Source organism: Enterobacter sp. RHBSTW-00175 (genome assembly GCF_013927005.1).
Taxonomy (GTDB): domain Bacteria; phylum Pseudomonadota; class Gammaproteobacteria; order Enterobacterales; family Enterobacteriaceae; genus Enterobacter.
The window spans coordinates 270090-282662 of record NZ_CP055930.1 but is presented as its reverse complement, the minus strand read 5'-3'; the positions used below and the strand labels follow the sequence as shown (position 1 = coordinate 282662).

Genomic DNA, 12573 nt, shown 5'->3' with positions numbered 1-12573 from the left:
CGCAATTACCCGAACAAATGCTCCGCATGGAAGCGGAGATGATCCTCAATAAAGGACGCAATAAAGTAATAGCTGTGATCGTATCCCGGCTGAATACGCAGCGTCAGTGGCCAGTCTTTCTGGCGCGCAGCTTCAGCAAACACCGCAGGTTGTAACTGTCCGGCCAGGAACTGATCGGCATCCCCCTGATCGATAAGCGTCGGGATCGCATCTTCAGCATTGCTTGCCAGCAGCAGCGCGCAGCTATCCCATGCCTGCCATTTTTCGGCATCATTCCCCAGATACTGCGTAAAGGCTTTCTGCCCCCACGGTACGTGCGTTGGGTTCACAATGGGCGCAAATGCCGAAACGCTGGTGAACTTACCGGGATTTTTCAGCGCCATGATCAGCGCGCCGTGTCCGCCCATCGAATGACCGCTGATAGCGCAACGATCGCTTACCGCAAACTCGGCCTGAATCAATACCGGGAGCTCATCACCAACATAATCATACATGCGGTAATGACTAGCCCACGGTTGCTCGGTGGCGTTCAGATAAAACCCTGCGCCTTTACCTAAGTCGTATCCGGCGTCATCGGCTACATCATCACCGCGCGGGCTGGTGTCAGGCATCACCAGGGCAATGCCCAGTTCAGCGGCAATGCGCTGTGCACCCGCTTTGGTGGTGAAGTTTTCGTCGTTACAGGTTAGGCCAGACAGCCAGAACAGAACGGGTGGTTTCGCTCCCTGTTCAGTCGGCGGCAGGAAAATGCTGAACGTCATGGCGCAGTTCAGTACGGTGGAGTCGTGCCGCCAGCGCTGCTGTCGACCTTCAAAACAACGGTGCTCTTCGAGCAGTTCCATGCAAGGCTCCTTATACGAAATGGTATTTATTAAACCCATAATACAGAGTTTTCATTTACCTGTGAGTAACTTTCACTTCCGCTTAGCGGCAAGATACTGCATCATAAATTAACTTATTTTTAACAATTGGGGTGGTCATGGCGCTGCGGATTGCGCTCAGCGGATTTGTCGTTCTGGTCGTTGCGATGGGAATTGGGCGCTTCGCCTTCACCCCGCAGGTACCGCTGATGATTGCGGACGGACAACTTACGTTGACGAGCGCCGGGCTGGTGGCGGCGATGAACTACCTCGGCTATCTGGTCGGGGCCTGGGATGCCATGCGAGCGCACCGTTTCGTTGAGTTGCGACTCTGGGTGGGGATTACAGGCGCGGTTGCACTGACGTTGCTCTCGGCAGCTGCGGATAACGCCATAGTTCACGGCGTGCTGCGGTTTGCTATCGGATGTATGAGCGGCTGGTCGATGGTGCTGATTGCGGCGTGGACCAACGAGCGGCTGGGATATCTGGGGAAACCGGGGCTGAGCGCGGCGGTGTTTGCCGGACCGGGTGCGGGTATTGCCCTCAGCGGCTTGCTGGCAGTCTATATTCAGAGCAGGGCGATCCCGGCGGGGGCCGCGTGGCAGATTTATGGCGTCCTGGCGCTTACCCTGGTGACGCTGGTAGCGCGCTATCTTCCCCGTGGTGGTCAGCTTCACCGCCCGGAGACGGCACCTGAACCTCTGGTACTGACCACCAATCTGCGGCGTCTGGTCTGGAGCTATAGCCTGGCGGGCTTCGGGTATATCCTTCCGGCGACATTTTTATCGCAAATGGCGGTCGCGCGTTTCCCGGGCAGCCTGTTTGCACAGTTTGTCTGGCCGCTCTTTGGCGCGGCGTCCGTGGTGGGGATTGCGCTCAGCATTGTGTTACGTCACTTCTCATCCTCTAATCGCAGGCTGGCCATTGTTCTGTGGTTGCAGGGTGTCGGCGTACTGGCTGCCTGGCTGGTGCCGGGTATCACGGGCTTATTGTTGGGCGGATTGCTGGTGGGCGGTGGATTCCTGTGCGCCGTTCAGCTTTCCCTCTTGTATGGCCGGGAACTGGCACCTCAGCATACGCGTTATATGGCTGGGCTGCTCACCACAGGCTATGCGGTAGGGCAACTTGTTGGCCCTGTGACCTCGGCATTATCTACCTGGTTTTTGCATCAGCTGGAGCCTGCGTTAGGGCTTGCGGGTATTGCACTGTTTATCGGCGGTGCGCTAGTCTGGAACCGCAAGGCCGAAAGGCAACAGCAATTGCAATAATTATCGTCGTGAATACTGGATTATGTGCGCCGCCTCACGCACAATGAGCGCACACTTTTGCCACAACGAGGGCAGAAGACAGCCACACCTGCGGGAGAAAAAAATGTCATCACTCAGTAAAGAAGCTGCCCTGGTTCATGAAGCCCTGCTTGCGCGCGGCCTTGAAACGCCTCTGCGTCCACCCGTTCAGGAGATGGACAATGAAACACGTAAACGTCTGATTTCCGGCCATATGACCGAGATTATGCAACTGCTGAATCTCGATCTGAGCGATGACAGCCTGATGGAAACCCCTCACCGCATCGCGAAAATGTATGTCGATGAGATTTTCTCGGGCCTGGACTACGCTAACTTCCCGAAAATCACCGTTATCGAAAATAAGATGAAGGTTGATGAGATGGTAACGGTTCGCGACATTACGCTGACCAGCACCTGCGAGCATCACTTCGTCACTATCGACGGTAAAGCCACCGTGGCATACATTCCGAAAGATACGGTTATTGGTCTGTCGAAAATCAACCGTATCGTGCGCTTCTTTGCGCAGCGCCCGCAGGTACAGGAACGTCTGACGCAACAGATCCTGACTGCGCTGCAAACATTGCTGGGAACCAATAACGTGGCGGTGTCTATTGATGCGGTTCACTATTGTGTGAAAGCGCGCGGCGTTCGTGATGCGACCAGTGCGACCACCACTACGTCTCTGGGCGGCCTGTTTAAATCCAGCCAGAACACTCGCCAGGAGTTCCTGCGCGCGGTGCGTCACCACAACTAATCAGGCAGGGCAGGGTACATGGAGCGAAATGTCACGCTCGATTTTGTTCGCGGCGTCGCCATTCTCGGTATCCTGCTGCTTAATATCAGCGCCTTTGGTTTGCCAAAGGCCGCTTATCTCAACCCGGCGTGGTACGGTGACATCACCCGTAGCGATGCCTGGACGTGGGCGTTGCTCGATCTTTTCGCCCAGGTCAAATTCCTCACCCTCTTTGCGCTGTTGTTTGGTGCCGGTCTTCAGTTGCTGTTAAAGCGCGGTACGCGCTGGATACAGTCTCGTCTGACTCTGTTAGTTATTCTTGGTTTTATCCACGGCCTGCTTTTCTGGGACGGCGATATTCTGCTGGCTTATGGATTAGTCGGCTTAATCTGCTGGCGACTGATCCGCGATGCGCACAGCGTGAAAAGCCTCTTTAACACCGGCGTTATGCTGTATCTCATGGGCATCGGTGTGCTGATACTGCTGGGGATGATCTCGGGCGACGCTACCAACCGTTCGTGGATCCCGGATGCGGCGAACCTCCAGTATGAACAGTTCTGGAAGCTGAAAGGTGGCGTGGAAGCAATAAGCAACCGCGCAGATATGCTCGGTGACAATCTTCTGGCGCTGGGGGCGCAGTATGGCTGGCAGCTGGCGGGAATGATGCTGATGGGCGCCTCGCTGATGCGAACGGGCTGGCTGAAAGGCGAATTCAGCCTTCGCCATTATCGTCGAGTCGGGGCCGGGCTGGTTGCGATTGGTGTGCTGATTAATGTTCCGGCAATCGTGATGCAGTGGCATCTTGACTGGAATTACCGCTGGTGTGCCTTCCTGCTTCAGGTGCCTCGCGAGCTTGGCGCACCGTTCCAGACCGTTGGCTATGCGGCGCTGATTTATGGCTTCTGGCCACAGCTGTGTCGCTTCTGGTTAGTCAGTGCCGTTGCCTGTGTCGGGCGAATGGCGCTGAGCAATTACTTACTGCAAACGTTGATTTGCACCACGCTTTTCTATCGTTTCGGTCTGTTTATGAAATTCGACCGACTCGAACTGCTGGCGTTTGTTATTCCGGTATGGGTCGTGAATGTGGCGTTTTCGGTTATCTGGCTGCGTTATTTCCGCCAGGGACCACTGGAATGGCTATGGCGGCAATTAACCGCACATGCTTCGGGTGTATCATTGAGTAATACATCCAGATAACGATCTGGATCACAATCATTAACAAAACGGATGTAAACGTTTTCATCCGTGTGAGCTTCTTCACGTAGTCCCCTTTCTCTCGCTGCCAAAATAGCCACCTTGCTTAACACAGGGGGTGTCTGTGAGTTGCTGCAATCCTATTAAGGATGGTGAATATGATCACCATTCGTGATGTCGCCCGCCAGGCGGGCGTTTCTGTTGCTACTGTCTCGCGCGTGCTGAACAACAGCGCGCTGGTCAGCCCTGAAACTCGTGAAGCCGTGATGAAAGCCGTCACGCAACTGGGATACAGGCCGAATGCCAATGCCCAGGCGTTAGCCACCCAGGTAAGTGACACCATTGGTGTGGTGGTGATGGATGTATCTGACTCATTCTTTGGCGCGCTGGTCAAAGCGGTCGACGTTGTCGCGCAGCAGCACCAGAAGTATGTGCTGATTGGCAATAGCTATCATGAGGCTGAAAAAGAGCGTCATGCGATTGAAGTTCTGATTCGCCAGCGATGTAACGCATTGATTGTTCACTCAAAAGCCTTGAGTGATGAGGAGCTGGCAGGGTTTATGGAACAAATCCCTGGTATGGTGCTGATCAATCGAATTGTTCCAGGTTACGCCCACCGTTGTGTCGGGCTGGATAACGTCAGCGGTGCCATGATGGCCACGCGGATGCTGATTAACAATGGCCATCAGCGTATCGGCTTTCTGGCATCCAACCATCATATTGAAGACGATGCTATGCGCCGCGAAGGGTGGCAGAGGGCGCTGAAAGAGCACGGCATTACGCCTCTGGAAAGCTGGGTGGGTACTGGCTCGCCTGATATGCAGGGTGGGGAAGCGGCGATGGTCGAACTGCTGGGGCGCAATCTTCACCTTTCTGCTGTCTTTACCTACAACGATAACATGGCGGCGGGCGCGCTTACGGCGCTGAAAGACAACGGAATTGCGGTGCCACAGCATTTGTCGCTGATTGGTTTTGATGATATCCCGATTGCGCGTTACACCGATCCGCAGCTGACCACGGTGCGATATCCGATTGCTTCAATGGCAAAACTGGCGACTGAGCTGGCGTTACAAGGCGCGGCAGGGCAGTTGGATCCGGGGGCAACACACTGTTTCATGCCGACTTTAGTGCGTCGCCATTCGGTATCTATTCGGCAAACTGTGGTTCCGATCACTAACTGATTACGTAGGTCGATGTAACCGTTTTCAATCTGTGAGTAAATTCACAGTATCTTAACAAGGCGCTTACTATGATGTCAGCGTTTTAGGAGCTGAAACGCTATGTAACGGTGATTAATCACTTTCACTATAGCCAAAGTACCGCAAACAACCAATAAAACGCATTTCTGGAGCGTTACCGAACACGGAAGATAGAAATTTTATAAGTGAACTTCGGCTGTCAGTAACGTTTTTTTAACACCTGCCCGCCGACCGTTATTCACAAGAACTACCCTGCATAAAAAAACCGGAGATACCATGAATAAGAAGGTGTTGACTCTGTCTGCTGTTATGGCAAGTATGCTTTTTGGTGCAACAGCGCACGCTGCGGATACCCGTATTGGTGTGACAATCTATAAATACGACGACAACTTCATGTCTGTTGTTCGTAAAGCTATCGAGAAAGATGCTAAAGCAGCGCCAGACGTTCAGCTGCTGATGAATGACTCCCAGAACGACCAGTCCAAGCAGAATGATCAGATCGACGTACTGCTGGCGAAAGGCGTGAAAGCACTGGCAATCAACCTGGTTGACCCAGCAGCGGCAGGCACAGTTATCGAGAAAGCGCGTGGCCAGAATGTGCCAATCGTTTTCTTCAACAAAGAACCTTCTCGTAAAGCGCTGGACAGCTATGACAAAGCGTTTTACGTAGGTACTGACTCTAAAGAGTCCGGTATTATCCAGGGCGATCTGATTGCTAAACACTGGGCGGCAAACCCTAACTGGGACCTGAACAAAGATGGTCAGATCCAGTTCGTTCTGCTGAAAGGCGAACCAGGCCACCCGGATGCTGAAGCACGTACCACTTACGTTATCAAAGAACTGAACGACAAAGGCCTGAAAACTCAGCAACTGGCGTTAGATACTGCAATGTGGGATACCGCTCAGGCGAAAGATAAGATGGACGCGTGGCTGTCTGGCCCGAATGCTAACAAAATCGAAGTGGTTATCGCCAACAACGATGCGATGGCAATGGGTGCAGTAGAAGCGCTGAAAGCACACAACAAATCTTCCATCCCTGTGTTCGGTGTGGATGCTCTGCCTGAAGCACTGGCGCTGGTTAAATCTGGCGCAATGGCCGGTACCGTTCTGAACGATGCTAACAACCAGGCGAAAGCCACCTTCGATCTGGCGAAAAACCTGGCCGACGGTAAAGGTGCAGCTGATGGCACCAACTGGAAGATTGAAAACAAAATCGTTCGCGTTCCATACGTGGGCGTAGACCAGTCCAACCTGGCTGAGTTTATCGGTAAATAAGTCATTAGTACTGTCTCCACTGGGCGCAATTCGTTGCGCCCTTTTATAACGCGATATGCGAGGCCAACAAGGTATAATTATGGTCAGCACAAATACTCAGTCGTCCGGTGAATACTTGTTGGAAATGACCGGTGTCAACAAGTCTTTTCCCGGTGTTAAGGCACTCGATAATGTTAATTTAAAAGTTCGTCCTCACTCTATTCATGCCTTAATGGGTGAAAACGGTGCAGGGAAATCGACATTATTAAAATGTCTTTTTGGGATCTATCAAAAAGATTCTGGCAGCATACTTTTTCAGGGGAAAGAGATCGATTTCCATTCAGCTAAAGAAGCACTGGAAAACGGTATCTCGATGGTTCACCAGGAATTGAACCTGGTACTGCAACGTTCGGTTATGGATAATATGTGGTTGGGTCGTTATCCAACCAAAGGTGTGTTTGTCGATCAGGATAAAATGTATCGCGACACCAAAGCCATTTTCGATGAACTGGATATTGATATCGATCCGCGCGCCCGCGTCGGCACATTATCGGTATCCCAGATGCAGATGATCGAAATTGCAAAAGCGTTCTCTTATGATGCAAAAATCGTCATCATGGATGAACCGACATCGTCATTAACGGAAAAAGAGGTTAACCACCTTTTTACCATTATTCGTAAACTCAAAGATCGCGGCTGCGGTATTGTCTATATCTCGCACAAAATGGAAGAGATCTTCCAGCTGTGTGATGAAATTACCATCCTGCGTGACGGTCAGTGGATTGCCACTCAGCCGCTCGAAGGCCTGGACATGGACAAGATCATTGCCATGATGGTTGGCCGCTCACTGAACCAGCGCTTCCCGGACCGTGAGAACAAACCGGGTGAAGTGATCCTTGAGGTGCGTAACCTGACCTCGCTGCGTCAGCCGTCCATTCGCGATGTCTCTTTTGACCTGCATAAAGGCGAAATTCTGGGGATCGCAGGGCTGGTCGGTGCCAAACGTACCGATATCGTGGAAACCCTGTTTGGTATTCGCGAAAAAGCCGACGGCACCATTACGCTGCACGGTAAAAAAATTAACAACCACAACGCCAACGAAGCCATTAACCATGGTTTTGCGCTGGTGACGGAAGAACGTCGTTCTACCGGTATTTACGCTTATCTGGATATTAACTTTAACTCGTTAATTTCGAATATTCGTAATTATAAGAACAAAGTCGGTCTGCTGGATAATTCCCGTATGAAGAGTGATACCCAGTGGGTTATTGACTCCATGCGTGTTAAAACGCCAGGCCACCGTACACAAATCGGCTCTCTGTCAGGGGGTAACCAGCAGAAAGTTATTATCGGGCGTTGGTTATTAACCCAGCCAGAAATTCTGATGCTGGATGAACCAACCCGCGGTATCGATGTGGGTGCAAAGTTTGAAATTTATCAGTTGATTGCTGAGCTGGCTAAAAAGAATAAAGGGATCATTATTATTTCTTCCGAAATGCCGGAATTGTTAGGGATCACAGATCGTATTCTGGTTATGAGCAATGGTCTCGTTGCCGGTATTGTTGACACCAAAACGACAACGCAAAACGAAATTCTCCGTCTTGCGTCTTTGCACCTTTAAGATCAGGGGCTCCTCATGAGTGCGTTAAATAAAAAAAGTTTTCTCACTTATCTGAAAGACGGCGGTATTTACGTTGTTCTTTTAGTGTTACTGGCCATCATCATTTTCCAGGACCCTACGTTCTTAAGCCTGCTGAACTTGAGTAACATTCTGACTCAGTCTTCCGTGCGTATTATTATCGCACTGGGCGTGGCAGGTCTGATTGTGACCCAGGGTACTGACCTTTCCGCAGGGCGTCAGGTTGGCCTTGCAGCGGTTATCGCAGCAACCATGTTGCAGTCGATGGAAAACGCCAACAAAGTCTTCCCGGAAATGGCGACCATGCCGATTTTCGTGGTGATCCTGATTGTGTGTGTCATCGGTGCGATCATTGGCCTGATTAACGGCATCATCATCGCTTACCTGAACGTGACGCCATTCATCACCACCTTAGGTACGATGATCATCGTTTACGGTATCAACTCCCTGTACTATGACTTCGTGGGTGCATCCCCAATTTCAGGCTTCGACAGCGGCTTCTCAACATTTACGCAAGGGTTTATCGCGCTGGGCAGCTTCCGCCTGTCGTATATCACCTTCTATGCACTGATTGCGGTGGCCTTCGTCTGGGTCCTGTGGAACAAAACCCGTTTCGGTAAGAACATCTTCGCTATCGGTGGTAACCCGGAAGCGGCGAAAGTGTCCGGCGTAAACGTGGCTCTGAATCTGCTGATGATTTATGCCCTGTCTGGTGTGTTCTACGCCTTCGGCGGGATGCTGGAAGCAGGTCGTATCGGTTCTGCAACCAACAACCTCGGCTTCATGTACGAACTGGATGCGATTGCAGCGTGCGTGGTCGGCGGCGTTTCCTTCAGCGGTGGCGTAGGTACGGTGCTCGGCGTGGTAACTGGTGTAATTATCTTCACTGTTATCAACTACGGTCTGACCTACATCGGCGTGAACCCGTACTGGCAGTACATCATCAAAGGCGCAATCATCATCTTCGCGGTAGCGCTGGATTCACTGAAATACGCCCGTAAGAAATAAAGATACCTTGCATTATCAGGCCCGCTCTCTGAGCGGGCTTTTTATTTCACGCAAGCGTCAATTCTTGCTCGGTGACGATACGTTCAAACCCTTCGAGCTCAGAAAGTTTGCAGGCAATCCACTGCTGTGAAAAGGCCTCGCCCAGGCTATCAATGAGATATTGGTTGCCGGAAAATGCCTCGATAGCTTGCTGCTGGAAAAGCGGCAGTACAGGTTCATCATGTTGCGGCTCTTGTAAATCTTGCTCATCGACCTTTTCCAGTCCATACAACATACCGGTCAGGATGGTAGCGACCACCAGATAGGGGTTGGCATCTGCGCCGGCGAGCCGATACTCAATACGACGATTGCCCTCATCCGAGCAGGGTATGCGTAGCGCGGCAGAGCGGGTGTTATAGCCCCAGGAATTGAACAACGGCTCGGTAAGGTTTTTACGCAAACGGCGGAAGCCGTTAACGCCCGGAGCAAGAATGGCGATGGATGCGGGCATCAGCGCCAGTTGGCCCGCGATACATAAGCGCATCATGCCATTGAGTTCCTCGGCGGGTGAGGCAAACACGTTTTCGCCGTGAATATTATTCAGACTGAAATGGAAATGCAGACCACTACCGGACTGAAGGCTAAAGGGTTTAGCCATAAAGCTGGCCTGAAGACCGTTTTTGTCGGCGACAAAGCGGGTCAAACGGCGTAACGCCAGCACGTTATCGCACGTTTCAACCACCCGATGACTGTGCCTGAGGTTCAGTTCGAACTGGCCGGATTCAGCCTCAGCTACGATCCCGGTGAGTGGGATATGCTGGCAATGTGCCAGCTGTTCCAGCTCATCAAACAGTGCCGCGTGTGCCGCTGAGGTGTCCATATGAAAGCAGCCCTGATTTTGCGGATCCTGAGCGCCTTTCCCCGTCAGATAGAACTCAACTTCCGGCGCAATCACCGGGAAAAGCCCATGCTGGTGGAAGCGTTCGAGGACATTCTGCAATATCACGCGGGGTTCAAACGGACAGTCTTGCCCGTTAGTGTCTTTCATCGTCAGCAGGATCTGCGCGCTGTGCTGCGGATCGTGCAAAGAAGGGCGCAGGGAACCAGCGACCGGAACGCATAGCCGGTCTGGCTCATCATGAAGAGGTGCGGCGATCTTCCCTTTCTGATCCATCGAATAGACCGAGAGAGGGAAATAGCAGCCGTTCTCGAGACTCAGCATGTTATCCACTGAAAGTCGCTTACCGCGCATAATGCCATTGATATCGTTCAGATAAACGTCAATGTGTTTTGTCTGCGGGTAACGCTCCAGATAATCCGCCACTTCCACCGAAAACGTGCGCTTCATGGCCGCCATTTTCTCATCCAAATACAGGCCGGAATTGCGGGTGCCCGGAAGAGATAAGCCCGGAAAGTTGAAGTACTGGCGGATATTTTTCAGGAAAAAAGCATTCATTATTGAGTTCATAGTGATTCTTCAATGAAGCCGTAACGGCAGTGAACTCAGCTTAAAAGGGCGGGTGTAAAGGAGGGATAAAAAGAGTGGCTGGTGTCGTAAAGAAAGAATAAAAGAGGGCTATTTTTTCTCTTTTTTCTGCATATCCAGCAATTGCTCAGGTGTCACCGCCGGGTAACCTTGCGCATCTTCAGGGACTTCGTGCATCGCCGGGATCGGCACCAGCGGGCCTAAGAAGCGCGGTTCACGTTTGAATATGTACAGGTCGGCCAGCGCGCCAAAACGGGCACCAAACTCACGTACGCGTACGCTAAGCATGTCTTTAGGTGATGGCACGGCGTAACACTGGGCCTGAATACCCATATGCAGCGCGATAAACAGCGCGCGTTCGCAGTGGAAACGCTGGGTAATGATGATGAAGTCGTTAGTGTCGAACACCTTGCGGGTCCGCACGATAGAGTCGAGGGTGCGGAAACCGGCGTAGTCGAGCACGATATCGGCGGGATCGACGCCTGCGGCAATCAAATCCTTACGCATCGTTACCGGCTCGTTATAGCTTTGCAGTGCGTTATCACCGCTGAGCAGCAGGTAATTTACCTTGCCGCTGTTGTAGGCGTTAAGCGCACCCTGAATACGGTAACGGTAATACTGATTGATAACGCCAGTGCGATAGTACTTGGCGGTGCCGAGCACCACGCCAACCTGGCGGTAAGGGAGGTCTTGCAGGTCATCAAAGATGTAGGGGGCGGTTTTCCAGCTCATCCAGCGGTCGAGGCCAAGCGCAGTCAACAGCAGTATGCCGACCAGGACAGACAGGCTGTAAAAAACGCGCTTTAACATGCAGATGGCTCGTTCCGAAGATGGGATTTCACTCAGGCTACTTTACCCGTCCGGTAAGAGCAAGAAACAGCGATTCAACTGAGGGGTTTTTCATCAGATATGCGGGCATTTCTGCCCGCACTCAGTATTACGCAAGCAGTACACGATCAATGGTGGTACAGCCGAGCGCTTTCAGCGTGGCGGCGGTCGCATCCCACTGGATCAGCGGTGCATCGGCAATTTCTGCCAGAATCGCGCGCTGGATATCAGGGTAATCGTATCCGTTCAGGTTCAACAGATTCAGTGCGCCTTGCAGAGGCGGCAGCGTTGGGTTGAATGCCGCATTTTCAGCGTAACTGCCGCTAAAGATGCGGCCATCACGGCACTGAAGCGCCACACCGCTTGGTGATTTGCTGTATGGGGTATGGCTTTTATTTGCAGCAACAATTGCCGCTTCGCTTAGCGCGTCACCGGAAAGCGCAAAGCCATGATCCTGCTCGTCCATCAGCAGTGTTTTGATATCGAGATCTTTTGGACCGAAGGCATCTGGCAGGTAATCTCCCAGGGTGTGCGGTGCACGGCCTGGCAGGTTGATACGCAGTTGCAGCCCGCTGTTCAGTTCATTCATAAACTGGCGACAGTGACCACACGGGGTGTAGTTAACGGTAATGGCACTCAGCGCTGTTTCGCCACGAAGCCAGGCGTGGCTGATGGCACTCTGCTCTGCATGAACCGTTTGCTGCATGGTGGCGCCGAGGAATTCCATATTCCCGCCGAAATACCAGGTTCCGCTCACGCCGCGTGCAATGGCACCAACGTTGAAGTGGGAGAGATCGGCGCGGGCACAGGCGGCAGCCAGCGGCAACAGTGCGAAAGCCAGCGCGTCTTCGTCCAGCCCCGTCGCCTGTTTAAGCGTCGTGACGTGCTCTGCCGTCAGCAGGGCGGGGAAATGCTCATCCGCCAGAACCGGGGCCAGGGCTGACTGCAAATTCTCTGCAAGCTGGGCGAAAGCGGCTTGAAAACGTGGATGCATGGCAATGCCTCATAAAGGTTAATGGATCGGTAGTGTACGGAGCCGTCAGGGCTTTATATGTGATCCACTTCTCATTATTTATGCAACTTATGAAAGCAAAATGAAATTTGCGC

The 12573-nt window shown here is 52.4% G+C and carries 11 protein-coding genes; 7 read left to right on the top strand and 4 right to left on the bottom strand.

The annotated features are described in order from the left end of the window. Positions 1-5 precede the first annotated feature (5 nt). Positions 6-842, bottom strand: coding sequence for an S-formylglutathione hydrolase (gene fghA / locus HV107_RS01310; protein ID WP_182061760.1), 837 nt, complete (start codon positions 840-842; stop codon positions 6-8). A gap of 137 nt (positions 843-979) precedes the next feature. Between fghA and HV107_RS01305 the strand changes: the two genes are divergently transcribed. The 7 genes from HV107_RS01305 (at position 980) to mglC (ending at position 9173) form a co-directional block, all read left to right on the top strand. Next, positions 980-2128 (top strand): YbfB/YjiJ family MFS transporter, encoded by a 1149-nt coding sequence (locus HV107_RS01305; protein ID WP_182061759.1) that lies wholly within the window; start codon positions 980-982, stop codon positions 2126-2128. A gap of 103 nt (positions 2129-2231) precedes the next feature. After that, positions 2232-2900 carry a GTP cyclohydrolase I FolE gene (folE, locus tag HV107_RS01300; protein WP_014071031.1) on the top strand — a complete coding sequence of 223 codons (669 nt, stop codon included), beginning with the start codon at positions 2232-2234 and terminating at the stop codon, positions 2898-2900. Between the two features lie 18 nt (positions 2901-2918). Beyond that, positions 2919-4076 carry a DUF418 domain-containing protein YeiB gene (gene yeiB, locus HV107_RS01295; RefSeq protein WP_182061758.1) on the top strand — a complete coding sequence of 386 codons (1158 nt, stop codon included), beginning with the start codon at positions 2919-2921 and terminating at the stop codon, positions 4074-4076. A 155-nt stretch (positions 4077-4231) separates the two neighbouring features. Then, on the top strand, positions 4232-5254 hold the full coding sequence (galS, locus tag HV107_RS01290; RefSeq protein ID WP_182061757.1) for an HTH-type transcriptional regulator GalS: 1023 nt from the start codon (positions 4232-4234) through the stop codon (positions 5252-5254). A 294-nt stretch (positions 5255-5548) separates the two neighbouring features. Then, positions 5549-6547, top strand: coding sequence for a galactose/glucose ABC transporter substrate-binding protein MglB (gene mglB / locus HV107_RS01285; protein WP_014071028.1), 999 nt, complete (start codon positions 5549-5551; stop codon positions 6545-6547). Between the two features lie 79 nt (positions 6548-6626). Continuing rightward, positions 6627-8147: a galactose/methyl galactoside ABC transporter ATP-binding protein MglA gene (mglA, locus tag HV107_RS01280; protein ID WP_014071027.1), complete on the top strand. Its 1521-nt coding sequence runs from the start codon at positions 6627-6629 to the stop codon at positions 8145-8147. A 15-nt stretch (positions 8148-8162) separates the two neighbouring features. Further along, a complete protein-coding gene (gene mglC, locus HV107_RS01275) occupies positions 8163-9173 on the top strand; it encodes a galactose/methyl galactoside ABC transporter permease MglC (protein WP_182061756.1) in 1011 nt (336 codons plus the stop codon). A 46-nt stretch (positions 9174-9219) separates the two neighbouring features. Here mglC and HV107_RS01270 read toward each other — a convergent pair whose 3' ends face one another. The 3 genes from HV107_RS01270 to cdd form a co-directional block, all read right to left on the bottom strand. After that, positions 9220-10608: a glutamine synthetase family protein gene (locus HV107_RS01270; protein WP_182063440.1), complete on the bottom strand. Its 1389-nt coding sequence runs from the start codon at positions 10606-10608 to the stop codon at positions 9220-9222. 120 nt (positions 10609-10728) lie between these two features. Then, positions 10729-11448: an outer membrane permeability protein SanA gene (sanA, locus tag HV107_RS01265; RefSeq protein ID WP_182061755.1), complete on the bottom strand. Its 720-nt coding sequence runs from the start codon at positions 11446-11448 to the stop codon at positions 10729-10731. Positions 11449-11575: 127 nt separating this feature from the next. After that, a complete protein-coding gene (cdd, locus tag HV107_RS01260; protein WP_182061754.1) occupies positions 11576-12460 on the bottom strand; it encodes a cytidine deaminase in 885 nt (294 codons plus the stop codon). Positions 12461-12573: the final 113 nt, after the last annotated feature.

What these genes read in the sequence shown, in the direction of transcription:
- fghA (WP_182061760.1), bottom strand. Translation starts at nt 842, where the DNA reads ATGGAACTGCTCGAAGAGCACCGTTGTTTTGAAGGTCGACAGCAGCGC.
- HV107_RS01305 (WP_182061759.1), top strand. Translation starts at nt 980, where the DNA reads ATGGCGCTGCGGATTGCGCTCAGCGGATTTGTCGTTCTGGTCGTTGCG.
- folE (WP_014071031.1), top strand. Translation starts at nt 2,232, where the DNA reads ATGTCATCACTCAGTAAAGAAGCTGCCCTGGTTCATGAAGCCCTGCTT.
- yeiB (WP_182061758.1), top strand. Translation starts at nt 2,919, where the DNA reads ATGGAGCGAAATGTCACGCTCGATTTTGTTCGCGGCGTCGCCATTCTC.
- galS (WP_182061757.1), top strand. Translation starts at nt 4,232, where the DNA reads ATGATCACCATTCGTGATGTCGCCCGCCAGGCGGGCGTTTCTGTTGCT.
- mglB (WP_014071028.1), top strand. Translation starts at nt 5,549, where the DNA reads ATGAATAAGAAGGTGTTGACTCTGTCTGCTGTTATGGCAAGTATGCTT.
- mglA (WP_014071027.1), top strand. Translation starts at nt 6,627, where the DNA reads ATGGTCAGCACAAATACTCAGTCGTCCGGTGAATACTTGTTGGAAATG.
- mglC (WP_182061756.1), top strand. Translation starts at nt 8,163, where the DNA reads ATGAGTGCGTTAAATAAAAAAAGTTTTCTCACTTATCTGAAAGACGGC.
- HV107_RS01270 (WP_182063440.1), bottom strand. Translation starts at nt 10,608, where the DNA reads ATGAATGCTTTTTTCCTGAAAAATATCCGCCAGTACTTCAACTTTCCG.
- sanA (WP_182061755.1), bottom strand. Translation starts at nt 11,448, where the DNA reads ATGTTAAAGCGCGTTTTTTACAGCCTGTCTGTCCTGGTCGGCATACTG.
- cdd (WP_182061754.1), bottom strand. Translation starts at nt 12,460, where the DNA reads ATGCATCCACGTTTTCAAGCCGCTTTCGCCCAGCTTGCAGAGAATTTG.